General features: G+C 75.4%; 31 protein-coding genes. 21 read left to right on the top strand and 10 right to left on the bottom strand.

Going from position 1 to position 24,881, the window contains the following annotated elements:
• The first annotated feature begins 342 nt into the window (after positions 1-342).
• Both ACGF5G_RS34660 and ACGF5G_RS34655 read left to right on the top strand, forming a co-directional pair.
• A complete protein-coding gene (locus ACGF5G_RS34660; protein WP_393270985.1) occupies positions 343-1,314 on the top strand; it encodes a pirin family protein in 972 nt (323 codons plus the stop codon).
• Between the two features lie 42 nt (positions 1,315-1,356).
• Positions 1,357-2,016 carry a hypothetical protein gene (locus ACGF5G_RS34655; RefSeq protein WP_357463869.1) on the top strand — a complete coding sequence of 220 codons (660 nt, stop codon included), beginning with the start codon at positions 1,357-1,359 and terminating at the stop codon, positions 2,014-2,016.
• 220 nt (positions 2,017-2,236) lie between these two features.
• Here ACGF5G_RS34655 and ACGF5G_RS34650 read toward each other — a convergent pair whose 3' ends face one another.
• Both ACGF5G_RS34650 and ACGF5G_RS34645 read right to left on the bottom strand, forming a co-directional pair.
• Positions 2,237-2,896 (bottom strand): DUF1345 domain-containing protein, encoded by a 660-nt coding sequence (locus ACGF5G_RS34650; RefSeq protein WP_393270982.1) that lies wholly within the window; start codon positions 2,894-2,896, stop codon positions 2,237-2,239.
• Positions 2,897-2,949: 53 nt separating this feature from the next.
• Positions 2,950-3,219 carry a DUF2795 domain-containing protein gene (locus tag ACGF5G_RS34645; RefSeq protein WP_393270980.1) on the bottom strand — a complete coding sequence of 90 codons (270 nt, stop codon included), beginning with the start codon at positions 3,217-3,219 and terminating at the stop codon, positions 2,950-2,952.
• Between the two features lie 154 nt (positions 3,220-3,373).
• Here ACGF5G_RS34645 and ACGF5G_RS34640 point away from each other — a divergent pair, with 154 nt between their 5' ends.
• Positions 3,374-3,784 (top strand): DUF2267 domain-containing protein, encoded by a 411-nt coding sequence (locus tag ACGF5G_RS34640; protein WP_357704191.1) that lies wholly within the window; start codon positions 3,374-3,376, stop codon positions 3,782-3,784.
• A gap of 106 nt (positions 3,785-3,890) precedes the next feature.
• Here the strand turns inward: ACGF5G_RS34640 and ACGF5G_RS34635 are convergent, their stop codons facing one another.
• Complete coding sequence (locus tag ACGF5G_RS34635; RefSeq protein WP_393270977.1) at positions 3,891-5,057, bottom strand: CaiB/BaiF CoA transferase family protein; 1,167 nt, start codon at positions 5,055-5,057, stop codon at positions 3,891-3,893.
• A 73-nt stretch (positions 5,058-5,130) separates the two neighbouring features.
• On the opposite strand from ACGF5G_RS34635, the gene ACGF5G_RS34630 reads away from it, so the two are divergent.
• The 8 genes from ACGF5G_RS34630 to ACGF5G_RS34595 all read left to right on the top strand — a co-directional run bounded on the left by ACGF5G_RS34630 (position 5,131) and on the right by ACGF5G_RS34595 (position 11,249).
• Positions 5,131-6,309 (top strand): glycosyltransferase family 4 protein, encoded by a 1,179-nt coding sequence (locus tag ACGF5G_RS34630; protein WP_393270975.1) that lies wholly within the window; start codon positions 5,131-5,133, stop codon positions 6,307-6,309.
• Positions 6,302-7,291, top strand: coding sequence for a glycosyltransferase family 9 protein (locus ACGF5G_RS34625; protein ID WP_393270972.1), 990 nt, complete (start codon positions 6,302-6,304; stop codon positions 7,289-7,291). Before ACGF5G_RS34630 ends, ACGF5G_RS34625 begins: the two co-directional genes overlap by 8 nt.
• A gap of 190 nt (positions 7,292-7,481) precedes the next feature.
• Positions 7,482-8,501 (top strand): TerC/Alx family metal homeostasis membrane protein, encoded by a 1,020-nt coding sequence (locus ACGF5G_RS34620; RefSeq protein ID WP_393270970.1) that lies wholly within the window; start codon positions 7,482-7,484, stop codon positions 8,499-8,501.
• Between the two features lie 80 nt (positions 8,502-8,581).
• On the top strand, positions 8,582-9,172 hold the full coding sequence (locus ACGF5G_RS34615) for a sulfite oxidase-like oxidoreductase (RefSeq protein WP_393270992.1): 591 nt from the start codon (positions 8,582-8,584) through the stop codon (positions 9,170-9,172).
• Positions 9,169-9,903, top strand: a complete 735-nt coding sequence (locus tag ACGF5G_RS34610; RefSeq protein ID WP_357463845.1) for a ferredoxin reductase — start codon at positions 9,169-9,171, stop codon at positions 9,901-9,903. The genes ACGF5G_RS34615 and ACGF5G_RS34610 overlap by 4 nt, the downstream gene beginning before the upstream one ends.
• A 20-nt stretch (positions 9,904-9,923) precedes the next feature.
• Entirely contained in the window at positions 9,924-10,217 is a 294-nt protein-coding gene (locus ACGF5G_RS34605) for a DUF6510 family protein (RefSeq protein ID WP_393270967.1), read from the top strand.
• 59 nt (positions 10,218-10,276) lie between these two features.
• Positions 10,277-10,648, top strand: coding sequence for a hypothetical protein (locus ACGF5G_RS34600; protein ID WP_393270964.1), 372 nt, complete (start codon positions 10,277-10,279; stop codon positions 10,646-10,648).
• A gap of 67 nt (positions 10,649-10,715) precedes the next feature.
• The gene (locus ACGF5G_RS34595) at positions 10,716-11,249 is read left to right on the top strand and encodes a GNAT family N-acetyltransferase (protein ID WP_393270961.1); all 534 of its coding nucleotides are present in this window, start codon (positions 10,716-10,718) and stop codon (positions 11,247-11,249) included.
• Between the two features lie 4 nt (positions 11,250-11,253).
• Here ACGF5G_RS34595 and ACGF5G_RS34590 read toward each other — a convergent pair whose 3' ends face one another.
• The gene (locus tag ACGF5G_RS34590) at positions 11,254-11,415 is read right to left on the bottom strand and encodes a hypothetical protein (protein WP_350712201.1); all 162 of its coding nucleotides are present in this window, start codon (positions 11,413-11,415) and stop codon (positions 11,254-11,256) included.
• 211 nt (positions 11,416-11,626) lie between these two features.
• Here ACGF5G_RS34590 and ACGF5G_RS34585 point away from each other — a divergent pair, with 211 nt between their 5' ends.
• A complete protein-coding gene (locus ACGF5G_RS34585; RefSeq protein ID WP_393270959.1) occupies positions 11,627-12,928 on the top strand; it encodes an NAD(P)/FAD-dependent oxidoreductase in 1,302 nt (433 codons plus the stop codon).
• A gap of 117 nt (positions 12,929-13,045) precedes the next feature.
• Here ACGF5G_RS34585 and ACGF5G_RS34580 read toward each other — a convergent pair whose 3' ends face one another.
• Positions 13,046-13,861 (bottom strand): spermidine synthase, encoded by an 816-nt coding sequence (locus tag ACGF5G_RS34580; protein ID WP_393270956.1) that lies wholly within the window; start codon positions 13,859-13,861, stop codon positions 13,046-13,048.
• Between the two features lie 65 nt (positions 13,862-13,926).
• Positions 13,927-14,919, bottom strand: a complete 993-nt coding sequence (locus tag ACGF5G_RS34575) for a DUF2267 domain-containing protein (protein WP_393270954.1) — start codon at positions 14,917-14,919, stop codon at positions 13,927-13,929.
• A gap of 211 nt (positions 14,920-15,130) precedes the next feature.
• Between ACGF5G_RS34575 and ACGF5G_RS34570 the strand changes: the two genes are divergently transcribed.
• On the top strand, positions 15,131-15,445 hold the full coding sequence (locus ACGF5G_RS34570; RefSeq protein ID WP_393270951.1) for a hypothetical protein: 315 nt from the start codon (positions 15,131-15,133) through the stop codon (positions 15,443-15,445).
• Between the two features lie 160 nt (positions 15,446-15,605).
• Here the strand turns inward: ACGF5G_RS34570 and ACGF5G_RS34565 are convergent, their stop codons facing one another.
• Positions 15,606-15,962: an STAS domain-containing protein gene (locus tag ACGF5G_RS34565; protein WP_393270991.1), complete on the bottom strand. Its 357-nt coding sequence runs from the start codon at positions 15,960-15,962 to the stop codon at positions 15,606-15,608.
• 244 nt (positions 15,963-16,206) lie between these two features.
• On the opposite strand from ACGF5G_RS34565, the gene ACGF5G_RS34560 reads away from it, so the two are divergent.
• The 5 genes from ACGF5G_RS34560 (at position 16,207) to ACGF5G_RS34540 (ending at position 19,243) form a co-directional block, all read left to right on the top strand.
• A complete protein-coding gene (locus ACGF5G_RS34560) occupies positions 16,207-16,512 on the top strand; it encodes a hypothetical protein (RefSeq protein WP_393270950.1) in 306 nt (101 codons plus the stop codon).
• Positions 16,509-17,645, top strand: coding sequence for a B12-binding domain-containing protein (locus ACGF5G_RS34555; protein WP_393270947.1), 1,137 nt, complete (start codon positions 16,509-16,511; stop codon positions 17,643-17,645). The genes ACGF5G_RS34560 and ACGF5G_RS34555 overlap by 4 nt, the downstream gene beginning before the upstream one ends.
• Complete coding sequence (locus tag ACGF5G_RS34550; RefSeq protein WP_393270944.1) at positions 17,642-17,989, top strand: STAS domain-containing protein; 348 nt, start codon at positions 17,642-17,644, stop codon at positions 17,987-17,989. Before ACGF5G_RS34555 ends, ACGF5G_RS34550 begins: the two co-directional genes overlap by 4 nt.
• 70 nt (positions 17,990-18,059) lie before the next feature.
• Positions 18,060-18,506 (top strand): response regulator, encoded by a 447-nt coding sequence (locus tag ACGF5G_RS34545; protein ID WP_350712209.1) that lies wholly within the window; start codon positions 18,060-18,062, stop codon positions 18,504-18,506.
• 188 nt (positions 18,507-18,694) lie between these two features.
• Positions 18,695-19,243 carry an ATPase gene (locus ACGF5G_RS34540; RefSeq protein ID WP_393270942.1) on the top strand — a complete coding sequence of 183 codons (549 nt, stop codon included), beginning with the start codon at positions 18,695-18,697 and terminating at the stop codon, positions 19,241-19,243.
• A 14-nt stretch (positions 19,244-19,257) separates the two neighbouring features.
• Here ACGF5G_RS34540 and ACGF5G_RS34535 read toward each other — a convergent pair whose 3' ends face one another.
• The 3 genes from ACGF5G_RS34535 to ACGF5G_RS34525 all read right to left on the bottom strand — a co-directional run bounded on the left by ACGF5G_RS34535 (position 19,258) and on the right by ACGF5G_RS34525 (position 22,051).
• Positions 19,258-20,100 carry a hypothetical protein gene (locus ACGF5G_RS34535; protein WP_393270940.1) on the bottom strand — a complete coding sequence of 281 codons (843 nt, stop codon included), beginning with the start codon at positions 20,098-20,100 and terminating at the stop codon, positions 19,258-19,260.
• A gap of 392 nt (positions 20,101-20,492) precedes the next feature.
• Positions 20,493-20,921, bottom strand: coding sequence for an OsmC family protein (locus ACGF5G_RS34530; protein ID WP_091106530.1), 429 nt, complete (start codon positions 20,919-20,921; stop codon positions 20,493-20,495).
• A gap of 182 nt (positions 20,922-21,103) precedes the next feature.
• Entirely contained in the window at positions 21,104-22,051 is a 948-nt protein-coding gene (locus ACGF5G_RS34525; protein WP_393270937.1) for a serine/threonine-protein kinase, read from the bottom strand.
• A 163-nt stretch (positions 22,052-22,214) separates the two neighbouring features.
• On the opposite strand from ACGF5G_RS34525, the gene ACGF5G_RS34520 reads away from it, so the two are divergent.
• From ACGF5G_RS34520 to ACGF5G_RS34510, 3 genes are all read left to right on the top strand, one after another.
• On the top strand, positions 22,215-22,442 hold the full coding sequence (locus tag ACGF5G_RS34520) for a hypothetical protein (RefSeq protein WP_393270934.1): 228 nt from the start codon (positions 22,215-22,217) through the stop codon (positions 22,440-22,442).
• Positions 22,443-22,537: 95 nt separating this feature from the next.
• A complete protein-coding gene (locus tag ACGF5G_RS34515; protein WP_393270931.1) occupies positions 22,538-23,293 on the top strand; it encodes a response regulator transcription factor in 756 nt (251 codons plus the stop codon).
• A gap of 28 nt (positions 23,294-23,321) precedes the next feature.
• Entirely contained in the window at positions 23,322-24,767 is a 1,446-nt protein-coding gene (locus ACGF5G_RS34510) for an ATP-binding protein (RefSeq protein WP_393270988.1), read from the top strand.
• Positions 24,768-24,881: the final 114 nt, after the last annotated feature.

The raw sequence follows: 24,881 nt of genomic DNA, 5'->3' as shown, positions 1-24,881 counted from the left end.
CAGGACATGCCGCTGACCGAGGCCGCGCAGACGGTGCAGGTGTCGGCGTACCCCGACCACTACGCCCAGTGGGAGCAGCAGGCCGCCGACCTGGTCGCCAAGCACTGGAACAGCTGACGACAGTTGCATGATGCCGCTGACCGGTACCCCGATCGGGGGTGCCGGCCAGCGGCGTTTCGGCATCTCTGCCGCCAGCGGGGCGGTGATCGGGTGGGGCCGGACGCGGACTCCCTCGTCGGCCCCGGCAGGTGACGGGCAAGGCGTCGCGGCAGGACATCGTCGCGTCGAGGCCGGGGAGTGGCCGTCCGGAGCCGGCACGATGCCGGGCGTACAGTCGGGCTGGTGGAGCGTACCGAGAGAATGCCCGCGCAGACCCGCCCGCCCGGCGTGGCCACGGCCGATCCCGGCAGCGTCCTGCTGCCGGGCCACGACGTGCCGTTGGGCCGCTACACGACGGTGCGGCGGCTGCTGCCGCAGCGCCAGCGGCGGATGGTCGGGGCCTGGTGCTTCGTGGACCACTTCGGCCCGGACGACGTGGCCGAGCGGCCGGGCATGGAGGTGCCTCCGCACCCACACACCGGCCTCCAGACGGTGACGTGGCTGCTGGACGGGGAGATCCTGCACCGGGACAGCCTCGGCAACGTGCAGCCGATCCGCCCCGGCCAGCTCAACGTGATGACCTCCGGGCACGGCATCGCGCACTCCGAACGGTCGCCTGATCGGCATCCGCCGCTGATGCACGGCGTGCAGCTCTGGGTGGCGCTGCCGGACCCGGCCCGCGCCGGCGCGGCCGATTTCGCCCACCACGCCGACCTGCCCCGCTGGCGCGACGGCGAGCTGGACGTCACGCTGCTGGTCGGCGAGCTGGAGGGCGAGCGGTCGCCGGCCGTGACGCACACCCCGCTGCTCGGCGCGCAGCTCGAGGTGCGCGGGGCCGCGCCGGCCACGCTGCCGCTGCGCCGCGACTTCGAGTACGCGCTGCTGGCCATGTCCGGCGCCGCCGAGGTCGACGGTGTGTCGCTCGCCCCCGGAGCGCTGCTCTACCTCGGCACCGGCCGGGACGGGCTCACCCCGACCGGCGAGGTGGGCAGCCGCCTCCTGCTGCTCGGCGGGGCACCCTTCGAGGAGCCGCTGGTGATGTGGTGGAACTTCGTCGGCCGCTCGCACGAGGAGGTCGCCGCTGCCCGGGAGGACTGGATGGCCGGGCGGCGCTTCGGCGTCGTCGCCGACGACCCGGCCCCGCCGTTGCCCGCCCCGGCACTGCCCACCACCCGGCTCAAGGCGCGCGACCGCAGTGGCGGCGTCCTCGGCTGACCCGGGCAGGCGTGGCCGGGCCCGACATGGGTAGTCGCCGGCATGCCGACCATCTCCCGCATTGAGGACAAGAAGCGACTGGTGCGCCGGCTCGCCGGCAGCGGGCGGGGCTTCGCGGAGCAGTACGGCTTCCGGGTCACGAACAACCCGTCGAGCCTGTTCCAGGTGCTCTGCCTCGCCGTGCTGTTGGCCCGGCGCGGCGACTTCCGGCGCGCCCTGGACACCGCGCACGCGCTGCCCGAGGCGGGCTGGGACAGCGCCGCCCGGCTGGCCCGCTCGCTGCATGCCGACCGGGTGCGCGTGCTGCGCGACAGCGGCCAGCGCGGCGACGTCGACGCGCTCGCCGACACCCTGGGCGACCTGGCCCGGGCCGTCGTCGAGCGCTACCGGGGCGACCTGCGCCGGCTGCGCGCGGTGGCGCACCACGACCCGGCCCGGGAGCGCGAGCTGCTCACCGAGCTGCCTGGCGTGGACGCCGCCGTGGCCGACCTGTTCCTGCGCGAGGCGCAGGCGCTGTGGCGGGAGGTGGCGCCGGTGGCCGACCGCAGGGCGCTGGTCGCGGCGCGCCGGCTGGGGCTGGGACGCTCGGCCGACGACCTCGCCGGGTTGGCCGGCAGCGGCGAGTCCGAGCGGCTCGCCTGGTTGGTCGGGGCGCTGGCCCGGGTCGACCTGGAGCAGCGGTACGCGGAGCTGACCCCCTGACGCGCGGGGTGCGGTGGCCCACAGTTCGCCAGTATTCCTCCAAACGGGGGATGGCGCATCGTATGATGATCTCGGCAGTGATGACCGCCCGGTTCGGGCGTACATCAACCGCCTGGTGGTCGCGGCCCGGTTCGGGCCTCGTCGACCGTCGGTCAGGTTCTGCGTGGCGCCCCGGTCGCGGTTCGCGGCGGGGGCGCCCGCCTGTCCGGCCGCTACCCGCTCACCTGGCCAGGCCGGCCAGCAGGTTCACCGTCACCGCGATGACGAACGCCCCGAACAGGTACGACAGCATCGAGTGCCGCAGCACCGTCCGGCGCATCTCGTTGCTGGTGAGCGCGGTGTCGGAGACCTGGAAGGTCGCCCCCACGGTGAACGCCAGGTAGGCGAAGTCGGAGTAGCGCGGCGGCTCCGGCTGGTTGAAGTCCACCCCGCCGTCCGGCCCGGTGTAGTAGATCCGCGCGTACCGGGCGGCGAACACGGTGTGCACCACCAGCCAGGACAGCAGCACGCTGAGCACGCTCAGCCCGCTGTAGACGTTCCAGAGGGTCGTCGCGGGCCCCTGGTGGGCGCGGGTCACCACGACGCCGACCGCCAGCAGGCTGGTCAGGCAGGCGACGAGCAGCAGGGAGTCGCGGGCCGCCCGGTTCGGGTCCTCGTACACCGCCAGCCGGGCCGTCCGGTCCGCGTCCATCGGCCACACCTTGTGCCAGACCAGCAGCAGCCAGCTCAGCGCGGCGGCGTCCCAGCCGACCAGGGGGGCGAGCTCCAGCGAGGCCGTCAGCGCGGTGAGGCCGCCGGCCAGCAGCCCGACCACGCCCATCACGGTGAGCTGGAGGGCGGCCGGGGTGTGCCCGTACGGCCGCGCACCGTCATCCGTCACCGGTTCCGCCCTGCGCAGGCACCGCCGCCGGTCAGCCGAGGCGTGGGCAAGGCTCAGATGCCGCGCAGGTGCTGCGAGACCCGCTGGTGCCGCTCCCGGGCCTGCGCCGCCCGCTGGGACGGGCCGACCTCGGGCGCGGCGTCGATGTGTGCGGAGCGGGCCACCTCGTTGCCGTTGGCGTAGTCGACCGGTGGCAGGGCCCGTAGGGCCCGCAACACGTCCGGCGGGGCGCCCTCGCGTTCGGCCTCGCGTACCACGTCGTCCTTCCCGGCCGGGTAGTCCAGGCTCGACAGGTACTGCAGCACGTCGGCGTAACTCGCCATGGTGTCGGCTCCTCCGGGCATCGATCCGGTCACGACCGGCGGCGGTTACCCGCCCGGCGGCCCGTCACGCGCCGTCCGGCGGGGAAATCCGCCGCCGTTTTGTGGACGGGGCACCGGGTACGCGCAGCCGACGCAGGCGCGGAAGGAGCCACGGATGAACTACGACACCTTCGTCGACCAGGTCGCCCGGCGCACCCACATGTCCTCCGAGCAGGCGGTGGCGCTGACCCGGGCGACGCTGGAGACCCTCGCCGAGCGGCTGACCGGCGGGGAGGTGCTGGACCTGGCGGCGCAGCTGCCCAAGCCGTTGCAGGTGGTGATGAAGCCGAGGCCGCGCACGGAGTCGGCGGACCGGTTCGGTGCGGCCGAGTTCGTCGCGCGGATCGCGGTGCGGGCCGGGATCGACGAGTCGGCGGCCAGGGACGCCGCCCGCGCGGTCTTTATCACGCTCCGCGAGGCGATCACCGGCGGCGAGTTCGACGACGTGGCCACCCAGCTGCCGCGCGACTACCGGATGCTGGTGGAACCCGCGATGGCTCCCGGCGCCACCCTGCGCCGCTCCTGACCGGGCCGGTCGACCTGCCCGCCGACCGTCCGTCCCGCGACCCGGCACGGCGGTCGGACGTCGGGGTGCGACCCATCCCCGACCGACCCGGCGCGACCGGCGGCGGTCAGGCGACCGCGCCGGCGGCGCGCAGGGCGGCGACGCTGCCCGGGTCGAAGCCCGCTTCGGCCAGCAGCTCGTCGGTGTGCTCGCCGGGCTGCGGCGGCGGGCGGCGCAGCGCCGTCGGCGTGCCGGAGAAGCGGGGCGCCGGGGCCGGCTGGGTGATCCCGCCCTGCTCCACGAAGGTGCGCCGGGAGGCCAGGTGGGGGTGCTCGGGCGCCTCCCGCCAGTCCAGCACCGGTGCCACGCAGGCGTCCGACTGGCCCAGCAGCGCCGTCCACTCGTCCCGGGACCGGGTGCGGAACAGACGCGCCCACGCCCGGCGCAGCGCCGGCCAGTTCGCCGGGTCGGTGCGGTCCAGCGCCACGTCCGGGTGCAGCGGGAAGCCGCTGCGCCGGACCAGCTCGTCGTAGAACTGCGGCTCCAGCGCGCCGACGGCCAGATAGCGGCCGTCGGCGCACTCGTACGTGTCGTAGAACGGGGCGCCGCCGTCGAGCAGGTTCACCCCCCGCGGGTCCTGCCACATGCCCAGCCGGCGCAGCGCGTGGATCTGGGTGCTGAGCACCGCCACGCCGTCCACGATGGCCGCGTCAACCACCTGGCCGCGCGCGCCGCCGCGCACCGCGTACAGGGCCGAGACGAGGCCCAGGGCGAGCATCATCCCGCCGCCGCCGAAGTCGCCGAGCAGGTTCATCGGCGGCACCGGGCGCTCCCCGGCCCGCCCGATCCCGTGCAGCGCCCCGGTCAGCGCCACGTAGCCGATGTCGTGCCCGGCGTACGGGGCCGTCGGGCCGTCCTGCCCCCAGCCGGTCATCCGCCCGTAGACCAGTCGCGGGTTCACCGCCAGGCAGTCCGCCGGGCCGACACCGAGCCGCTCGGTCACCCCCGGCCGGAAGCCCTCGATCAGCGCGTCAGCGCCGCCGGCCAGGGCCAGCACCACCTCCCGGCCGCCGGGGGACTTCAGGTCCACCCCGATCGAGCGGCGCCCCCGGTTGAGCAGGTCCGGGTGCGGGCTGCCGAACGCGCCCGGGTCCACGTCGGTGGCCCGGTCCACCCGGACCACGTCCGCGCCCAGGTCGGCCAGCATCATCGCGGCGAACGGGCCGGGCCCGATGCCGGCCAGCTCGACCACCCGTACGCCGGCCAGCGGGCCGGCTGGCACGTCCTCGGTCATCGGCACACCATAGGCGCTGCGCGTTTGCGCCGTAAGGGGCCGGGAACCCGCCGGGCGAGAGGCGGGAGGTGGCGTGGTCGACGACCGGATCAGGGTGGCCATGCTGCACGGCCCCGGCCGGCCCGACGCCGACGGCGTCAGCGACTACGTGGCACACCTGGTCGAGGCGCTGGACGACGTGGGCGTCGAGGTGACCCCGGTGCCGGTGCGTCCCGACGGGGACGGGGGCCGTTGGCGGGCCGCCACCGTCCGGGCCGCGCGCCGGGTCCGCGAGCTGGCCCCCGACGTGGTGCACGTGCAGTTCGCGCCGTCGGCGTACCGGTTCTCCGGTCAGCCCGGCCTGCTGCCGTGGTGGCTGCCCCGGCGGGTGCCGCTGGTCACCACCCTGCACGAGTACGGGTGGTGGGCCTGCCCCGGCTGGCTGCCGGGCCGGCTCTGGTCGGTGGCGGAGCGGGCCCGCTGCTGGGACCGGGAGTCGGGCCGGCTGGTGCCGGCCAGCGCGGCGGTCATCGTCACGAACGCCGGCCACGGGGACGCGGTCCGCGCGCGCACCGGTCGCGCCCCGACGCACATCCCGATCGCCCCGAACGTCGCCGACCACGTCGGCGCGGCCACCGCCGGGCGGTGCCTGCGGGCCGAGCTGGGTCTGCCCGAGGGCGCCCCGCTGCTGGCCTTCTTCGGCTTCGTGCACCCCGTGAAGGGGCTGCGGCACCTGGTCGAGGCGCTGCCCGACCTGCGGCGCGACCACCCCGAACTGCGGCTGCTGGTGGTCGGCGGGTTCACCTCGCAGGCGTTGCCGGAGCAGGAGGCGCGGGCGTTCCGCGCCGAGCTGACCGGGCTGGCCCGCCGGTGCGGGGTGGCCGAGGCGGTGACGTTCACCGGGCACCTGCCCGCCGAGCGGGTCTCCGCCGCGCTGCACGCCGCCGACGTGGCGGTGCTGCCGTTCACCGCCGGGGTGAGCACGAAGAGCGGCGCCCTGCTCGCCGCGCTGGCGCACGGCGTGCCGACGGCGGTGACGGTGCCCGACTCCGCCGACGACGAGCTGCGCCGGGGCGGGGCGGTGGCGGTGATCGGGCGGCGCCGGGACAGCGCCGCGATCGCGCGCACCGTGAGCAGGCTGCTGGCCGATCCGGTGTTGCGCCGCCGGCTCGCCGAGCGGGGGCGGGCCTTCGCCGCCGCGTACTCCTGGCCGAGGGTCGCCGCCGCGCACCGCGACCTCTACGCGCGGACGCTGGGGCGGGCCGGTGCCTGAGGCGTACGCGGACATCCTGGTGGTGGACCTGCTCGGCGGGATCGGCGACCTGCTGATGCTGCTGCCGGCGGTGCACGGCCTGGCCCGCCGCAACCCGGGCGCGCGGCTGCGGGTGCTCACCCACTACCCGGGGGCGGAACTGGTGCGCGCCGACCCGGCGGTCGCCGAGGTGCGCACCCCCCGCCACGGCCGGCCGGGCGCGGAACGGGAGGCGGTGGTCGAGGCGCTCGCGGCGGCGCGGCCGGACCTGGCGGTCAGCACCACCCGCTACGACGGCATCGCGGAGCTGCTGGAGGCCGGCGCCGCGCGGGCGGTGACGAACCTGTGGCGTGGCCCGCCACCGCACCAGCCGGTGGGCGCGCGCTACCTGGAGATCCTGCACGCCGAGGGGCTGCTGGACGCCGCCGACCGGTCCGCCCGCCCGCGTGTGCACGTCGACGACGACGCGCGTCGCGCCGGGGAGCGGGCGGTGGCCCGGTTGGTGGGGGAGCCGCTCGCGCCGCCCGTGGTGCTGGTGACCGACGTCGGGATGGCGGTGAAGCGGTGGCCCGGGCGGCACTGGCGGGCCCTGGCCGGGAAGCTGGCCCGGCGCGGTCACCCGGTGCTCACGGTCGGCCCCGTCGACCCCGACGCGCCGCTCGGGGTGCCGTTGCCCCGGTCCGACCTGCCCGCGCTCGCCGGCCAGTTCGCCGCGGTGGGCCGGCGCGGTGGGGTGGTGGTCGGGCCCGACACCGGGCCGGTGCGGCTTGCCGCCGCCGCCGGCGCCACGACGGTCGCGCTGTTCGGCCCCACCGACGCCCGGCGGTACGGGATGGGCGGCACGGATCTCCAGGGGTTGCCGGGGTGCCCGCACCGGCGCCCCACCGCCATCACGGAGCAGCCGTGCTGGTGGGAGGCGCGTTGCCCGCTCGACGCGGTGGGCCCGGCGTGCATGGCCGACCTCGACGTGGACGCCGTGCTCGCCGCCGTTGCCGCCCGCTGACCGGCGTGTGATCCCGTGTGCCCCGTTTGCCGCGCCCGCCGAGCCTGCCATAACCTTGTCGCCACGAGGGGAGTACTTCCCACGAACCATCCCGGTCAGTACGGCGTGCCCGGAGCGCGCCTCGGGTGGTTGCCCACAGAACAGTGGGTGAAGGAGACCTCGAACATGACACGGTGTTCGAGGAGGCTCCATGTCCGATTTGCCGTACCTTGCCGTTGCCGAGATCCAATCGGTCGGCACCCCCACGCTGTGGGGCGTCACCATCGCCGCCGTGCTCGCCCTGCTGGCGCTGGACTTCCTGGTCACCCGCCGGCCGCACGAGGTGTCGATCCGGGAGGCGCTGGGCTGGTCGGCGTTCTACATCGCCCTGCCGCTCGCCTTCGGCGCGTGGGTCTGGTCCCGCTACGGCTCCGAGCAGGGCGTGGAGTACCTCACCGGTTACCTGGTGGAGAAGTCGCTCTCGGTCGACAACCTGTTCGTCTTCATGCTGCTGCTGGCCGCGTTCGCGGTGCCGGCGGTACTCGCCCAGCGGGTACTGCTCTACGGCATCGTCGGGGCGCTGGTGCTGCGCGCGGTCTTCATCGCCCTCGGCGCGGCAGCCCTGCAGACCCTGGACTTCGCCTTCCTGCTCTTCGCGGTCATCCTGATCGTCACCGCCGTGAAGCTGCTGCGTGACGCCCTCTCCGGGCACGAGCAGGAAGTCGACATCAACAAGATGCGCTCGGTGCAGCTGCTGCGCAGGTTCATGCCGGTCACCGAGGAGTACCACGGCACGAAGATGACCGTGCGCCTCGCCGGACGGCGGACGCTCACCCCGTTCGCCCTCGTGGTGGTCGCCCTGCTCGTCACCGACGTGGTCTTCGCCGTCGACTCGGTGCCCGCCGTCTACGGCATCACCGAGGACCCGTACCTGGTCTTCGCCACCAACGCGTTCGCCCTGCTGGGGCTGCGCGCGCTCTACTTCGTGCTGCACGCCGCGCTCAGCAGGCTGGTCCACCTCAGCTACGGTCTAGCGATCATCCTGGCGTTCATCGGCGTCAAGCTGGGCCTGCACTGGGCGCACGGCATCTGGGCGGGCGTGCCGGAGATCCCCACCCTCGCCTCCCTGGGCGTCATCATCGGCGTCCTGGTGGTCGTCACGCTCACCAGCCTCCGGGCCACCCGCGGCACCGCGCCGGGCAGGACGGAAGTGGTGGTCGAGCGGCGCTGAGTGTCACCCGCCGCGGTGCCGTTCCGGCCGACCGCGCCTGCCCGACCCACCCCGGGTGGTACGACTGACGGGTGGGAATCGTGTCACCGGGCTTCCAGGGCCGGCCCCGCTCCGCGGAGCCGGCCCTGCCGCCGGGGCAGTACCTGACGGAGGACTTCCCGGTCCTCTCCGCCGGCCCGACGCCCAAGGTGCCGCTGGAGACCTGGGAGTTCCTCATCTCCACCGAGTCCGGCGCGGAGTTCCGCTGGACCTGGGACGAGCTGATGGCGCTGCCCCAGGAGACCCCGACGGTGGACATCCACTGCGTCACCCGCTGGTCGAAGCGCGACACCGACTGGCAGGGCGTCTCCCTGGACACGCTGCTGGAGGGCATCGACACCGGCGCGCACTACGCGCAGGCCCACTCGTACGGCGGCTACACCACCAACCTGCCGCTGGCCGACCTGCGCGGCGGGCGGGCCTGGGTGGCGCACTCGTACGACGGCGGCCCCCTGCCGGCCGAGCACGGCGGCCCGGCCCGGCTGCTCGTGCCGCACCTGTACTTCTGGAAGTCCGCCAAGTGGGTGCGCGGCATCCGGCTCACCACGGAGGACCAGCCCGGATTCTGGGAGACCGCCGGCTACCACGACTACGGTGACCCGTGGCGTGAGCAGCGGTACCAGGGCGATTGACCGCCCCGCTGCGGTGGCGGGTGGCCCGGCTCGCCGAGCGCCGGGTGGAGACGCCGACCGCGCACACCCTGGTGCTGGAGGTGCCCGGCTGGCCGGGGCACCTGCCCGGGCAGCACGTCGACGTGCGGCTGACCGCCCCCGACGGGTACCAGGCGGCGCGGTCGTACTCGCTGGCCGGACCGGCCGACGGGGACCGGATCGCCCTGACCGTGCAGCGAATGCCCGACGGCGAGGTGTCGCCGTACCTCGTCGATGTCTACGCCCAGGGCGACCCGGTGGAGGTGCGCGGCCCGGTCGGCGGCTGGTTCGTCTGGCGGCCGGAGGAGGCCGCGCCGGTGCTGCTGGTGGCCGGCGGCTCGGGCGTGGTGCCGCTGATGGCGATGGTGCGGGCGCGCCGCGCCGCCGACAGTCGTGCGCCGTTCCGGCTGCTCTACTCGGTGCGCACCCCCGCCGACGTGTTCTACGCCGACGAGCTGCGCGCCCGCGTCCGCGACGACCGGGGCCTGGACGTGACGTACGTGTACACCCGCCAGGCGCCGGAGGGCTGGCGGGGGGAGCCGCACCGGATCGGCCTGGCCGACGTCAGCAGCCACGGCTGGCCGCCCGAGCTGGAGCCGCTCTGCTACGTCTGCGGCCCGACCGGCTTCGTGGAGACCGTGGCGGACCTGCTCGTCGGGCTCGGCCACGCGAGCCGGCGGGTGAAGACCGAGCGGTTCGGCCCGACCGGCTGAGCGTCGAGGAGGAGTGTCCGATGACCGAGCTGTCGTACCTGGACGGCAACATGCTCGACGGCCCGCTGCGGGAGCTGTTCGCCGTCGACCTGAGCGCCGCCAGCGGGCGGTGCGCGCACTGCGGCACGCTCGGCCCGCTGGCCGGCCTGCGCGTCTACTCGCACGCGCCCGGGCTGGTGGCCCGCTGCCCGAACTGCGCCGAGGTGATGTTGCGGCTGGTCCGCTCGCCCGACCGGGCCTGGCTGGATCTGCGCGGGGCCACCTTCCTCCAGGTGCCGATGCCGCTGGACCAGCCGCACCCGGGCCCGCTGTGACGGCGGGCCCGGACGGGGGCGGGGCGGGCCCGGCAGCCGGGACGGGCGGAGGTGGGGCGGTGGACGAGGACCTGCGGGCGCGGTCGGCGCGGGAGGTGTTCGAGGACCACCTGCGGCTGGCCGCCGAGCACCGGTTCGCGGAGGACCTGGCGCGCAACGTGTCGCCGTCCTGCGTGGTGCTGGAGCGCCGGGGCGTGTTCCGGGGGCACGCCGGGGTCCGGGAGCTGGCGCGCTGGCTGGAGGAGGAGCTGCCCGGCGGCGGGTACGCGTACACGAACAAGCTGGTCGAGGGTCGGATGGCGTTCCTGGAGTGGACGGCGGACGCCGAGGGCGTGCGGGTCCGCGACGGGGCGGACTCGTTCCTGATCGAGCAGGGCTGGATCGTCGCCCAGACCATCCACTACACCGTCGAGCGCACCGGCGGCGGGTGACGGCTCGCGGCGTGATAGGTCACAATCCGCTGGACATCGTCGGCGGGGGCGGCGACAGTTTTCCGCCGTGAGATACCTGCGTACCGCCGGGCCGGTCGGCATCCGCCGGCCCCGGCCCGCCGACGAGGCCGAGTTCGTCGCGGCGGCCCGGCGCAGCCGGGACCTGCACCACCCCTGGCTCTCCGCCCCCGACGACCCGACGAGGTACGCCGCGTACCTGGCCAAGATCCGGCGGCGGGACCACGCCGGCTACCTGATCTGCGACCGGGCCTCCGGCGCCATCGCCGGGTACGTGAACATCAGCGGGATCCTCATGGGCGCGCTGCGGGGCGGGTACCTGGGCTACGCCGCCTTCCTGCCGTACAGCGGCACCGGGCACGCCTCGGCCGGCATCGGCCTGGTGGTCGCGCACGCCTTCGACACGCTCGGCCTGCACCGGCTGGAGGCGAACATCCAGCCGGGCAACGAGCCGTCCCGCCGGGTGGCCCGCCGGCTCGGCTTCCGGCTGGAGGGATTTTCACCCGAGTACCTGTTCATCGACGGGGCGTGGCGCGACCACGAGCGGTGGGCGATCACCGCCCCGGCCCCGGCCGGGCCGTAGGCGGTCAGCGCCCGGGCCGGCGCGCCTCGGGGCGCTGACCGCCGAGGCGCTCGATCCGCCCCTGCTTGTGCTCGACGCGCCGCCGCTGCCGGGGCGTGAGGTGCTTCCGGCCGCTCTGCCGCAGGTAGATCGGCTGCCGCTGGTCGTTGGACATCGGCATGCTCATGGCGGAGTCCTCCCGTCGCCGTGGTGGACCACCACCGTGCATCCGGGCCGGGTGAGACGAACCCACCCGGCCCGGGTGATCCGACGTACGTGTGCGGGTGCTGCTACGACGCGCCCGGCTACCACTGCGGTCTGGCCGCACGACGACGGACGCCCGGCTGACGGCCCGCTCCGGCACGTTTGTCTGGCCCTGGCGTGGGAACGGGGCCGAAATGACGAAACCTCGTGTGGTGATCGTGGGGGCCGGGTTCGCCGGATACCACGCGGCGAAGACGTTGAGCCGGTTGGCCAGGGACCGGGCCGAGATCGTGCTGCTGAACTCCACCGACTACTTCCTCTACCTCCCGCTGCTGCCCGAGGTGGCCGCCGGCGTGGTGGGGCCGACCCGGATCTCCGTGCCGCTGACCGGGACCCTCGACGGGGTGCGGGTGGTCATCGGCGAGGCCGACCACGTCGACCTGCAGAACCGCTGGGTCGGCTTCACCCAGCCGGAGGGGGACCGCAACCGGCTCGCGTACGACCGGCTGGTCCTCGCCGTCGGCAGCGTCAACAAGCTGTTGCCGATCCCCGGCGTCACCGAGTACGCGCACGGCTTCCGTGGCCTGCCCGAGGCGCTCTTTTTGCACGACCACGTGGTCCGGCAGATCGAGCTGGCCGAGCAGGCCGAGGACCCCGCCGAGCAGCAGGCCCGCGCCACCTTCGTGGTCGTCGGCGCCGGCTACACCGGCACGGAGGTGGCCGCGCACGGCCAGCTCTTCACCGACGAGCTGGTCTCCCAGCGCCCCCGACTCAAGATCCGCCCGAGGTGGATGCTGCTGGACGTCGCGCCCCGGGTCCTGCCGGAGCTGGACAAGCGGATGTCCGACACCGCCGACCGGGTGCTGCGCCGGCGCGGCGTCGACGTGCGGATGGGCACGTCCGTGGCCGAGGCCACCGCCGACGGGGTGAAGCTCACCGACGGCGAGTACGTCCCCACCTGCACCCTCGTCTGGTGCGTCGGCGTGCGCCCCGACCCGTTCGTCGCCGAGCTGGGGCTACGCACCGAGAAGGGCCGCCTGGTCGTCGACGAGTACCTCAACGTCCCCGGCTTCCCCGAGGTGTACGCCTGCGGCGACGCCGCCGCGGTCCCGGACCCGACCCGGCCCGGGCAGATCTGCGCGATGACCGCGCAGCACGCCCAGCGGCAGGGCAAGCTGGCCGCGCACAACATCGCCGCCTCCTACGGGCAGGGGCGGCGCAAGCCGTACAAGCACTACGACCTGGGCTGGGTCGTCGACCTGGGCGGCAAGGACGCGGCGGCTAACCCGTTGAAGGTGTCGCTGTCGGGGCTGCCCGCCAAGGTGGTCACCCGGGGCTACCACCTGCTGGCGATGCCGGGCAACCGGGCCCGGGTGGGCGCCGACTGGATGCTGGACGCGGCGCTGCCCCGCCCGGCGGTGCAGCTCGGCCTGGTTCCGGCCAACGCGGTGCCCCTGGAGAGCTCCTCGCCCGAGGTGGCCGTCCGGGCCCGCTGACCAGCGCCGCACCTCGCCGGATCCGCCGTTGCCCGGGTCCGCCGACTCGACCGCGTCCCGGGCACGGGGGCGGGTAAGCCCGTGGCCGTTGCGGTGCAGCCTGCGCGCCCTCGGCGGTCAGGCCGGGCCGGGTGGTGGTGCGTCGGTGGCGGCCAGGGCGGCGTCGGTGGCGGGCCGGGCGCCGGCGACGAACGCGTCCAGGGCCGCCGCGTGCAGTACCCCGCCGGGCACCGGGTCGCGCGCCGCGCGGGCCGCCAGCCGGGCCACCGGCAGCCGTCCGGCGCGCGGCGCGGCGGCGAGGACGAGGTTGCCGTACCGCCGGCCGCGCAGCATCCGCCGGTCGGCGACGAGGCAGACATCGGCGAAGACGGCCCGCAGGGTGGCCGCCTGCACCCGGGTGAAGACCAGCGGCGGCAGGTCCGTCACGTTGACCAGGTAGAGACCGTCCGGGCGCAGGGCCCGGGCCACCCCGGCGGCGAACTCGACGGTCGTCACGTGGCCGGGCATCCGGGCGGCCCGGTAGATGTCGGCGAGTACCAGGTCGTACCCGCCGCGCGGGGCGTCGGTCAGCGCGTCCCGGGCGTCGGCCACCCGTACGCGAACGTCGTCGGGCAGGGCCGGCAGCTCGCGCGCCACCAGGTCGACCACGGCCGCGTCCCGCTCGACGACCAGTTGCGCCGAGCCGGGCCGGGTGGCGGCCAGGTATCGGGGCAGGGTCAGCGCGCCGCCGCCGAGGTGCAGCGCGTCCAGCGGCCGGCCGGGTGGCGCTGCCAGGTCCGCGACGGCGGCCATTCGCCGTACGTACTCGAAGTGGAGGTGGCGGGGGTCGGCGACGTCCACGTAGGACTGTTCCACGCCCGCGGCGAGCAGTGTGCGCCCGGTCGGTCGGGCCGGGTCCACGACCAGCTCCAGCCGGTGCGCGTCGACGTCCATGCCGGCACGCTAGCCGAGCCTCGGGGGCGGGCCGGCGGGGCGGTCGCCCGCCGGCCCGCGGCGGGTCAGCCGGTGGCCATCCCGGCGCCCGCCTCCTCGATCGCGTCGTCCACGGCGTGGGCGAGGTCCACGTCCGTCGCGGTCACCACGGTCACCGCGCCGGCCCGCCGGGACCGTACGGTCACCACGGCGGTGGTCGCGTCGGGGCGGCCGATCCGCGGTCCGCGCCCGGTCTCCTGCCGCAGTTGGTCGATCAGGTCCAGCACCCGGTCGAGGTTGTCGGCCGGAAGCTGGATCGTGCGCGACAGCGCGTTGCCGTCGCCGGACCAGTACGGCAGCCCGGCGAGCGCCTCCCGCAGGTCCGCGTCGCTCAGCGGGGGCGTGGCGGTGGTCGCGCCGACCACCCCGCCGCCGACCGGCGGCGGCGGTTGCAGCAGCTCGCGCAGTCCGTCGGGCACGTGCAGCGATTCGACCAGGTCGCCGTCGTGGTCGGCGAGCGCCGCCACGGTCGCCTCGGCCTGGTAGCGGGCCTGCTCCGGGGTGCGCCCACTGATCCGGCCCACCTCGGCCAGGAAGCCGGGCAGGTCCTGGCGCCGCCTGATGCCGTCCACGGGTACCACGTCGTGCAACTTCGTCGGCACCGCCGCGAGCAGCCGCCGGCGTTCCGCCTCGTCCAGGGCCCAGGCCAGCACCAGCACCGTCGACTCGACCCCCACCTTGGCGGTCCGGAAGTCGGCCCCGGTGCGGCGGACGACGTCGTCGACCAGCGCGCGGTACCCCATCGGGGTCACGCCTGGCGCGGCGAGGCCCGGATCCGGGGTGGGCCGGGGCGACTCGGGGACGCCGGCCGGCGGCGGCGCCGGCCCGCCGCGGGTGGTGTCGGGCTTGTGCCGCCTGCCGGCCGGCGGCGGCCCGGCGCGCTTGCCCCGGTCCAGGTGGGTGAGCTGCTTGGAGGCGCTCAGGCTGGCCCCCGTCTCGCTGGCCTGCATGCCGCGCTCGCGGGCCTGGCGGGCCAGCGTGCGGCGGCGCTGGTTGTCGCCCTCCATCTGCTTGCGCATGGTGACACCTCGCTTCCGCTGGTGTGCCTCGCTTCCGCCGGTCGCCTTCCCGTCGCCGCCGCCACCGAAACGGACGTCGGCGGCCGGGCCGGTGACCCCCGGGCAGCGGCGGGAGCTTCATCCGGCGGGGGTGAGGGGCGATCACCCGGCGGGGCCCGACGATCGCAGCGGACCGGAGCACTTCCGATCGGACGCGGAAGGACAGGTCGTGATGAAGAGGATCGTCGAGATCGTCCCCGCCCGACCCGGCTGGTACGCCCGCTGGCGTCTCTCGCCCGAGGACACCCGCTGCTACCCCGTGAGCCTGTGGGCGCTGCTGGAGGAGGCCGACGGCTCGGGCCGTGAGGTCGTCGGAGTGGACTGCATCGGGCAGTGGCCCGGAGCGGACGACAACGAGGCGGGTGGGGAGTTCGTCCGCTATCTCTTCCAGACTCCCGATTCCGGACCGCCAGAGGACGCCGAGCCGCCAGGGGCCCGGCAGCGGCGGTCGACCGGCCCCCGCCTCCAGCCGGTCACCGCGCCCTGAGCCTTACTCCGGCCCCCCGACCCCTGGTCCCAGGGTCGGGGGGCCAGCCCCGCGCCGTGCGGGCCACCGACGTCGGACGCGACGTGAAGGACCCCCTGCACCCGGTGAGGGGGGCGGGCCGCGCCCGGGGCGCAACAGCCCGGGGCCGGGCGGGTCGGCGTCAGACCGGGCCGGCGGGACTGTCGGCGGCGCCGGGGTGCGCGGCCAGGTGGTCGCCGAGCGGTCGGGCGAGCAGGCCCATGACGCCGGTCATGTCGAGGATCGACTCCAGGAAGCGGGGCACCCCGCGCAACTGGAGGGCGGTGCCGCCCTGCTGCCCCTCCCGCCAGGCGTGCACGATCACCCCGAGGCCGGTGCTGTCGATGAAGAGCAGGTCGCCGAAGTCCAGCACGACCGCGGGCGGGGCGTCCGCGAGCACCCGGTCGATCTCGGCCCGCAGGGGCGCGGCGGTCGTGTAGGCGAGGTCCCCGCCGACCCGGATGAGCGGCGCCCCCGGATCCGACCGGTCGACGGTCATGCTCAACGGGGCCGCCGCCGGTTGCCTCCCATGGGACAGCACGATCACGCCTTTCCGCAGGCTGCCGGTCCGGCAGGGTCGAGGGGATCGTAACAATCCCCGCCCGCTCCCGCCGGGCACGCAACTGCTGCCGGGGCAAACGGGCGTGGAGTGGCGGTGCGGGCACACCGGCGTAGGGTGGGCGGGAAAGACGTGACCACGAGCGCCGCGTCCGGCGCGGCACGGATGTCTGGTCGAGCAGGCGGTGTCGGCCGGCTGGCTGCCCGGCCTGACCGCCGCCGAGGCCTGCGCCCGGGTGGTGCCGCTGCCCGACGAGCAGTTCGGCACCGAGCGGCTGGTCCACGCGCTCACCGGCTGCCACCGGATGCCCGCGCCCGCGCTGGCGGAGCGCGTCGAGCAGGTGACCTGCGACTGGCTGGCCCACGGCGACCACGACGACATCCCGGTGCTCGCGCTGCGCGCGGCGGGCCCGGGCGAGCGTACGCCCCGGCACCTGCACGCGGTGCCCGTCCCGACCGGCAGCGCCGACGCCGGGGAGACCCGACCGTGACCACCCTGACCGCCCGGGCCAACCCGGCGGGCGCCTGGCCCGGATACCTGCACTGCCTCGAGGAGGCGGACGAGTACGCCGCGATCGAGGTGGCCACCGGGCTGCTCGAGGCCGGGGTTCCGGCCGAGCGCGTCCTGCTCGACCTGGTCGCCCCGGCGCAGGCCGAGGTGGGGGAGCGGTGGGCGCGCAACGAGTGGAGCGTCGCCCAGGAGCACGCCGCGACGCACATCAGCGAGCGGGTGGTGGCGGCGGTCGCCGGGTACGCCAACCCGCGCCCGACCCGGGGCCGGATCGTGGTGGCGTGCATGGACGGCGAGTGGCACGCCCTGCCGCCCCGGCTGGTCGCGGAGGTGCTGCGGTTGCGGGGCTGGCACGTCACCTTCCTCGGCGCGAGCGTTCCCGCCGCGCACCTGGTGTCGTACCTGCACCGGCACGACGCGGACGCGGTCGCGCTGGCCTGCGCGCTGCCGATGCGACTGCCGCACGCGCACCGCATGATCGAGGCGTGCCGCCGCTCGGACGTGCCGGTGGTGGTCGGGGGTCGCGGCTTCGGCGCGGACGGGCGCTGGGCCCGCCGGCTCGGCGTGGCCTGGGCGTCCGACGCCCCGGCCGCCGCCGACCTGGTCGCCGACGAGCGGGCCCTGCGTCGCACCCCGCCCGCGGAGCTGTCCCACCTGGCCGACGACGAGTACGCCAGCCTGGTGCGGCGGCGCGGCGAACTGATCGACGGGGCGCTGGCCGACCTGCGGGAACGTGCCCCGGCCACGCGCGACTACACGCCCGCGCAGGTGGACTCGACGGTCAGCGAACTCGGGTACATCGTGGACTTCCTGGCCGCCGCGCTCTACGTCGACGACGGCTCGCTGTTCACCGAGTTCGTCGACTGGCTGGTGGACATCCTCACCAGTCGCGGCGTGCCGGCCCCCGCGCTGGGGTCGGCTCTGGAACACTACGGGCGGGTCCTGCACGACTTCCCCCGCGCCGCGCGGTTCCTCGAGGCGGCCCGCTCGGCCGTGGCCACGCGGGGCGGCGCAGGGTCGCGCCGAGCGCGCTGCGGCCCCGGCCGACCCCCCTGCTTATACTTGCTGCACTGCAAGCATCCGGCTGCGGTGGAGCGAGGGGGACCACGGTGACGTTCACGGTCACGTACGCCGATCGCCAGGGCGGCGGGGCCTGCCTGCGCCTGGCCGGCGAACTCGACCTGAGCACCGCACCCGAGCTGAACGCCGCGATCGACCGGCTGGTCGACGGCGGTGAGCGGCAGCTGCTGGTCGACCTGACCGAGCTGGTCTTCTGCGACTCGACCGGGATCGCCGCCTTCGTCCGGGGCGACAACCGCGTCGCCGCTGACGGCGGCTGGCTGCGGGTGACCGGCGCCAGCGGCCGGGTCGACCGGGTGCTCCAGGTGACCGGGCTGGCCGACGTGCTGAGATACGAACCCGACCCGGCCGACCCGGCCGCGCAGGCCGCCGGTTGATGGGCTACATTTCTCCGCCAGCATCGAGGACCGCACGGTCTTCCGTACCACTGACACGAAGCAGGTAACGATGCGCGCAGACAGGCCGGGTCCCGTTCGCATCCTGGTGGTGGACGACGACCCGGGCGACGTGCTGATGATCGAGGAGGCCCTCGCGGACTCCGACGTCGACAAGGTCATCGACGTCGTCGGCGACGGCCAGGAGGCGATGGAGTTCCTGCGTCAGGAGGGGCGGCACACCGAGGCCCGGCGCCCCGACGTCATCCTGCTCGACCTGAACATGCCGCGGATGGACGGGCGGCAGGTGCTCGGCGCGGTCAAGGGCGACGAGGACCTGCGTACGATCCCGATCGTGGTGCTGACCACCTCCAACGCCGACACGGACATCGTGGGCAGCTACACGCTCCAGGCCAACGCCTACGTGACCAAGCCGATCGACCTGGACGACTTCAACGACGTGGTGCGCCGCATCGACGAGTTCTTCGGCCGGGTGGTCGTGCTGCCGAAGCGCACCTGACGCCGCACCGCCCACCCAGGGGCGCCCGCCGCATTGTCCACGCCGGGCCGCCCGTCGACACCCCGCGAGGCGCTCGACCCGCGTCGGCGCTCGCATGCTGAACATTTTTCCGGAACCCCCTCGGGGGTCGCCGCCAGCGCCGAGGATCCAGGTGGGAAAGAAATACCAGCTGCCTGGGGGGCGACAGTATGAGGTTCTCCGTCGTTGAGACCGGTTACGACCAGCGGCAGGTCGATTCCTGCCTCGACCAGCTCGGCATCCGGTTGACCCGGCTCGCGGCCCGGGCCGAGGGCGCCGCCGGGGCCGGTCGGGAGTGGGACGAGATCCGTGACGAGGCGTCGGCGCTGTGCGGTCTGCTCCAGCGGCTGGACCTCGGGGACCGGGGGGTGGGCCGGTTCGGGGTCGGGGGCGCCGAGCGGGAGGCGGCCGACATCCTGGCCCAGGCGCGCTTCGAGCTCGACGCGGCCCGCGAGGAGGCCCGGCAGGTCCGCGAGCGGGTCTACGCCGAGGCGGTGCAGGCCCGCCGGGACTTCGAGGCGGCGCTGTACGCCCGGCGGCGGCGCGAGGCCCGGGCGGACCAGATCCTCGGCGGGCTCGCGGGCGAGCCGGTGCCGGCCGACACCCCGACCGCCGCGGCCGGGCTGGCCGGCGGCGGCGTGCCGGCGACGCGGATCGCCGCGCGTGGTGGCGCCGACGCGTCCAGCGAGCCGCCGGGCGGTCGCGCCGGGATCCGCTGACCCCGCGCGCCGCGTCAGGTCAGCGCGGCGACGATCGTCGTGGCCCGCTCCTCGTGCTGGGCGTACGCGTCGGGGAAGGCCGACACCTGCACGGCCTGGGCCGCGCCGGCCACGCTCATCTCCTGCCAGCCCGGGATCTCGCGCAGCGCCTCGTAGAACGCCCGGGCGGCGTACGCGGGGCGCATCAGCTCCCGCACCGTGCCCCAGCCGCTGCTCGGGCGCTGCTGGAACAGGCCGACCGAGTCGTGGTCTGAGCCGCTGCCCTGGTGCGGGTACTGCCGGGACTCCGGGAGCACGTCGCTGGCCAGGTTGTAGAGGTTGCTCTCCTGCATGGCGGTGGCCACGGCGACCACCAGGGCCCGCCGGGGCATCTTCAGGTCCTCGCCCACGTCAACGATGATCTTGGCGTTGTCCATCTGCGCCTGGGTGAGCCCGGCGACGGGACGGGGGCGGGCCGGCTTGGCCGGTTTGGCCGGGGCCTTGCGGGTGGCCGAGGGGGTCGGCTTGGGCGTCGGGCTGGCGCTGACCACGGGGGCGGGGGAGGCGGCCCGGTCCAGGGCGCGGGAGGCGCGCTCGTCGGTGGCGGCCCGCTCGGCCACCGCCTCGGCCACGGGCTCCGGAGGGGTGTCGGTGTCGCCGCGGGTGCCGGCGAACGCGGCGGCGCCGAGGCAGCAGGTCACGCCGGTGGCGAGGGCCACCCGGACGGGGGTCGAGGCGAGCAGGGCTCGGCCGCCGCGGCGCTGCCGTTCCGGGGCGCGATGACGGCCGATCGTCCGTTCGGTTGAGGCGGGATCGGCCGCAGCGGTGGCCGGTCGATCCTGGGTCAGCTTCTGGTCGAGGGGGTCGTCGGGACTCACCCGCCGAGGCTAGAAAGACGAGCGCGAGTTGCCATCGGCCTGGTTGGTGGCATGCGCCACAATTTGCGGCAATCCGCTTTCCCATTACGCCCGCCCAGTCATCAAGCGCGTCTTACTCGCCTGTCGGTTCTTTCGCTTATGCCCGATAAAGGCGCAGGAAAGGGGCGAATAGTCGATCTTGGGGCATGGGTTGCGGCGTCGGCTCGCCCTCCACAGAAGGACCGATGCGGCGGTCACCCGTTCGGCCCCCCGTCGGTCGACTGCGAGGGCGACCCGTACGTCGGCCGGGACGGGCCAGAGCCGGCCTCGGTCGCCGTGCGCCCGGCGCGTGCCGCCGGGGCCCATGACGCGCCGGTGGCCTCGCGGTCTGGTTCGCCCCGGTGACGGTGAGGTCAGTGCCGGCCGTTCTCCGCAGGCGTGACGGTGAGCCGGTGCCGGCTGGCGTCGCCGCTGGAGAACGGCCACAGCCGATCGGCGTGCTCGACGAGCTCGGCCAGTTGCTGGCGGGTGAGCCCGGCCGACGAGATGGACGCGTGCACGTCGGCCCGATACCGGCCGTCGTCGTCGCGCCCGAGCTTCGCCTCCGCCCGCACCTGCACGGTGTGCGCCTCGTCGGTGATCTCACCGGCTGCCTCCACCGCCGCGTGGTGCAGGCAGGACGCGAAGGCGGCGGCGAGCAACTGCTCCGGAGTCAGGCCCGAGCAGTGCGGCGCCAGCGGGGACGCGAGGGCCGTGGAGAGCCCCCCGTCGTCGGTGCGTACGTGGCCGCCCTCGGCGGTCGCGGTGGCCGTCTCGTTCAGCCAGGAGCTCGATTCCGGCATCGCGTTCCTCCCGTTTCACTCACCCGCCCGGCTACCCGGCCCCCGAGCCGTGAAACCGCAGGTGGTGGCCGGGACTGCGGGCGTGACGGCGACGGCCGGCGCCGGCGGACGGCGCGGCCCGGTGCGGAGGTGGCCGCCCCGGACGGCTCGGCCGGCGTGGCAGGCGGCCGTGCCCGGGCGGCTCAGCCGGCGCGGGTGGACCGGTCGGGGACGACCGCCGCCTCGGTCACCTCGGCCGCCGCCCGTTCCGTCCACGGGGACACCTGGCCGCCGCGCTGGCGGGGCGCCATCGGCTGCCGCATCGGCACGTACACCCGGGCGTCCACCGCCTCGGCCAGCAGCAGCGCGGCCACCAGGCTGGTCGGCCGGTCGGCCGGGTCGTCGGCCAGGCAGCGTGCGCACAGGTCGGCCACCTCCGGGGGCAGCCCGTCGATCTCGGGCAGCGGCTGTGGGGGTTGCCGCCGCCGCACGCCGAACAGCTGCGTCGTCGTGCCCGCCTGGTACGGCAGCCGCCCGGTGAGGCAGTAGTAGAGCAGCACGCCGAGGGCGTACATGTCGGCGGCCGGGGTGGCGGGTGCCCGCTCCAACTGCTCGGGCGCGAGGTACGCCGGCGTGCCCACCACGATCCCCTCCGGCGACCGGTCCGGGGTGCCCGAGGGGGTGGCGATGCCGAAGTCGAGCACCTTGACGCCGGACGGGGCCAGGATGACGTTGGCCGGCTTGACGTCGCGGTGCACGATGCCGTGCGCGTGGGCCGCGGCCAGGGCGGCGCTGACCTCGGCGCAGACCCGGACGGCTATGCGCCAGTCCAGCGGCCCGGCCCGCAGGTGCGCCGCGAGCGTCTCGCCCTCGGCCAGCTCCATGACGATGTAGGGCACCTGGCCGCCGGGCAGCGTCGCGCAGGTGCCGAAGTCGTGCACGCTGGCCACGTTCGGGTGCACCAGTCGGGCCGCGGAGCGCGCCTCGGCGCGGATCCGCTCCACCGAGGTGTCCGGTTCCTCCTGCCCGGGGGACATCACCTTCACCGCCACCGGCCGGTCGAGCACGGCGTCGTGGGCCCGCCAGACCTCAGACATGCCGCCGATGCCGATGCGCTGTTCGAGCCGGTACCGCCCGCCCAGCGTCCTCATCGACCGCTCCTCGTCTGCCGCCACCGCCCGTCCCCGGGCGTCCGCCGTGTCGCCTTCGCTGCCGTTACCCGGCCTCCGATCAGGGCAAACCGCGGTCGTTCCGTCCGCGCTGCGGTAGCTTGCGAGCCGGGGCCGCTGTCGGCCCGGACCGGGAGGTGCGCGGATGGGCGAGGTGACCGTACGCTTCGTCGGCGGGCCGGCCCACGACCTGGTCCGGGTGCTTCCCGCCGGGCCCGACGGGTCTCCGCCGGCGCGCTGGGTCCTGCGCCATCCCGACGGGGCGGGGGCGGCCGGCGGCGGGCCGGACCACCTCTACGAGCGCGAGCACGCCGCCGGCGGCACGTGGACGATGCGCTTCGTGCACACCTATCCCGTGGGCATGACGGAATGACCCGTCCCACCAGCGCGGCGGCTGACCGGCGGTAACCGCCGCCCACAGCGGGCGCACAGGTGGCACACAAGGCGGGCACAGCCGGCCGGTCCACGATGGGGACCATGATGACCGAGGGGCAGACCGGAGCGGGCCGCGTGGAGCTGCGTCGCCCGGACGGCGAGCCCGTCCGGGTGCTGGTGGTCGACGACGAGCCGACCCTGGCCGACCTGCTGTCGATGGCGCTGCGCTACGAGGGCTGGCAGGTGCGTACGGCGGGGGACGGGCTGTCGGCGCTGAGCGCGGCGCGGCAGTTCCGGCCGGACGCGGTGGTGCTCGACGTGATGCTGCCGGACCTGGACGGTTTCCAGGTGCTGCGCCGGCTGCGCGAGCATGCCCCGACGGTGCCGGTGCTGTTCCTGACCGCCCGGGACGCGGTGGAGGAGCGGATCGCCGGCCTGACCGTCGGCGGTGACGACTACGTGACCAAGCCGTTCAGCCTGGAGGAGGTGATCGCCCGGCTGCGGGCGCTGCTGCGCCGGTCGGGCTTCGCCGTCGCCGCCCGCGCGGACGCGGTGCTCACGGTCGGCGACCTCATCCTGGACGAGGACAGCCACGAGGTGCGCCGCGACGGCGAGTCGATCACGCTCACCGCCACCGAGTTCGAACTGCTGCGCTACCTCATGCGCAACCCGCGCCGGGTGCTGAGCAAGGCGCAGATCCTCGACCGGGTCTGGAACTACGACTTCGGCGGCCAGGCCAACGTGGTCGAGCTCTACATCTCGTACCTGCGGAAGAAGATCGACGCCGGCCGGGAGCCGATGATCCACACGCTGCGCGGCGCGGGTTATGTCCTCCGCCCGGCGGACTGAGCGGCCCGCTGCCCGGCTCCGGGGCCGGCTGGCCGGCCTGTCGCTGCGCACCCGGCTGGTGGTCATCCTGGTCGCCCTGCTGGCCCTGGTCAGCGTCGCCATCGGTGGGATCACCACGGTCGCGCTGCGGCAGTTCCTGATCGACCGGTTGGACGAGCAGTTGGCGCCGATGCGCGGCGGTCCCGGTCGTGGCACGCCGTCCCCGTTCGAGCCGCCCGGCGCGGACGTCCGGCCCGACGTGCGGATCCCGCGCGGCTTCCCGCCCGGCACCGTCACCGCCGAGGTGGTCGACGGCCGGGTCACCCGGGCGTGGACGCTGTCGGACCGGCAGGACCGGGCCGTCGGCGTCGACGAGGTGGCGGGCCTCGCCGACCTGCCCACGGACGGCCGGCCCCGCACCCGCGACCTGGGGGAGCGCGGTGACTACCGGGTGGTGGCGCGCCAGTTCCCGGACGGCACGGTGCGCGTGCTCGGGCTGCCCCTGTCGGGCGTGTCGGAGACCGTCTGGTGGCTGGTCGCCGCGCAGGCCGGCGTGGCCGCCGTCGGGCTGCTGCTCGCCGGCGGCGCCGGCGCCCTGATCGTGCGGGCCACCCTGCGCCCGCTGCGCCGGGTGGCCGCCACCGCCGGCCGGGTCAGCGAGCTGCCCCTGGACCGGGGCGAGGTGGCGCTCTCGGTGCGCGTCCCGGCCGCCGACACCGACCCGCGTACGGAGGTCGGCCAGGTGGGCGCGGCGCTGAACCGGATGCTCGGGCACGTCGCCGCCGCCCTCGCCGCTCGCCAGGCCAGCGAGACCCGGGTACGCCAGTTCGTCGCCGACGCCAGCCACGAGCTGCGCACCCCGCTGGCCGCCATCCGCGGGTACGCCGAACTCGCCCGGCGTGGCCGGGAGGGCGTGCCGCCCGACGTGGCCCACGCGCTGCGCCGGGTCGAGTCGGAGAGCGCCCGGATGACCAGCCTCGTCGACGACCTGCTGCTGCTGGCCCGGCTGGATTCGGGCCGTCCGCTCGCGGTCGGGCCGGTGGACCTCCCGGCGCTGGTGGTGGACGCGGTCAGCGACGCCCGCGTCGCCGGACCGGAGCACCGCTGGCAGCTCGACCTGCCCGACGCCCTCATCCGGGTCGCCGGCGACCCGGCCCGGCTGCACCAGGTGCTGGCGAACCTGCTGGCCAACGCCCGGGTGCACACCCCGCCCGGGACCACCGTCACCACCACCCTGCGGGTGGCCGGGGACGCCGCCGTGCTCAGCGTCGCCGACGACGGTCCCGGCGTGCCGGCGGAGCTGCGCGGCGAGGTGTTCGAACGCTTCTCGCGGGGCGACAGCTCCCGTTCCCGGGCGCACGGCAGCACCGGCCTGGGACTGGCCATCGTGGCCGCCGTGGTGGAGGCCCACCACGGCATGGTCGGGGTGGACAGTCGGCCGGGCCGGACGGTGTTCACCGTCCGGCTGCCGCGGGCCACGACCGAGCCCGGTTAGTGCTTCGTCGATCGGCGTGGGGGGGGGGGGGGGGGGGGGGGGGCGCCCCCCACCCCCCCCCCCCCCCCCCGGGGGGGGGGCGGCCAACACAGAATGTGTGGGCCGGAGAAAAGA

This window comes from Micromonospora sp. NPDC047730, assembly GCF_043204765.1.
Lineage (GTDB): Bacteria > Actinomycetota > Actinomycetes > Mycobacteriales > Micromonosporaceae > Micromonospora.
This window is presented reverse-complemented; position numbering and strand designations above follow the sequence as displayed.

Coding starts and splice junctions, on each gene's coding strand:
- ACGF5G_RS34655 (WP_357463869.1), top strand. CDS start 1,357: ATGCCGACCATCTCCCGCATTGAGGACAAGAAGCGACTGGTGCGCCGG.
- ACGF5G_RS34545 (WP_350712209.1), top strand. CDS start 18,060: ATGCGCGCAGACAGGCCGGGTCCCGTTCGCATCCTGGTGGTGGACGAC.
- ACGF5G_RS34620 (WP_393270970.1), top strand. CDS start 7,482: ATGTCCGATTTGCCGTACCTTGCCGTTGCCGAGATCCAATCGGTCGGC.
- ACGF5G_RS34570 (WP_393270951.1), top strand. CDS start 15,131: ATGAAGAGGATCGTCGAGATCGTCCCCGCCCGACCCGGCTGGTACGCC.
- ACGF5G_RS34520 (WP_393270934.1), top strand. CDS start 22,215: ATGGGCGAGGTGACCGTACGCTTCGTCGGCGGGCCGGCCCACGACCTG.
- ACGF5G_RS34645 (WP_393270980.1), bottom strand. CDS start 3,219: ATGGCGAGTTACGCCGACGTGCTGCAGTACCTGTCGAGCCTGGACTAC.
- ACGF5G_RS34635 (WP_393270977.1), bottom strand. CDS start 5,057: ATGACCGAGGACGTGCCAGCCGGCCCGCTGGCCGGCGTACGGGTGGTC.
- ACGF5G_RS34580 (WP_393270956.1), bottom strand. CDS start 13,861: ATGGACGTCGACGCGCACCGGCTGGAGCTGGTCGTGGACCCGGCCCGA.
- ACGF5G_RS34585 (WP_393270959.1), top strand. CDS start 11,627: ATGACGAAACCTCGTGTGGTGATCGTGGGGGCCGGGTTCGCCGGATAC.
- ACGF5G_RS34530 (WP_091106530.1), bottom strand. CDS start 20,921: ATGCCGGAATCGAGCTCCTGGCTGAACGAGACGGCCACCGCGACCGCC.
- ACGF5G_RS34525 (WP_393270937.1), bottom strand. CDS start 22,051: ATGAGGACGCTGGGCGGGCGGTACCGGCTCGAACAGCGCATCGGCATC.
- ACGF5G_RS34540 (WP_393270942.1), top strand. CDS start 18,695: ATGAGGTTCTCCGTCGTTGAGACCGGTTACGACCAGCGGCAGGTCGAT.
- ACGF5G_RS34605 (WP_393270967.1), top strand. CDS start 9,924: ATGACCGAGCTGTCGTACCTGGACGGCAACATGCTCGACGGCCCGCTG.
- ACGF5G_RS34515 (WP_393270931.1), top strand. CDS start 22,538: ATGGGGACCATGATGACCGAGGGGCAGACCGGAGCGGGCCGCGTGGAG.
- ACGF5G_RS34575 (WP_393270954.1), bottom strand. CDS start 14,919: ATGCGCAAGCAGATGGAGGGCGACAACCAGCGCCGCCGCACGCTGGCC.
- ACGF5G_RS34640 (WP_357704191.1), top strand. CDS start 3,374: ATGAACTACGACACCTTCGTCGACCAGGTCGCCCGGCGCACCCACATG.
- ACGF5G_RS34565 (WP_393270991.1), bottom strand. CDS start 15,962: ATGACCGTCGACCGGTCGGATCCGGGGGCGCCGCTCATCCGGGTCGGC.
- ACGF5G_RS34590 (WP_350712201.1), bottom strand. CDS start 11,415: ATGAGCATGCCGATGTCCAACGACCAGCGGCAGCCGATCTACCTGCGG.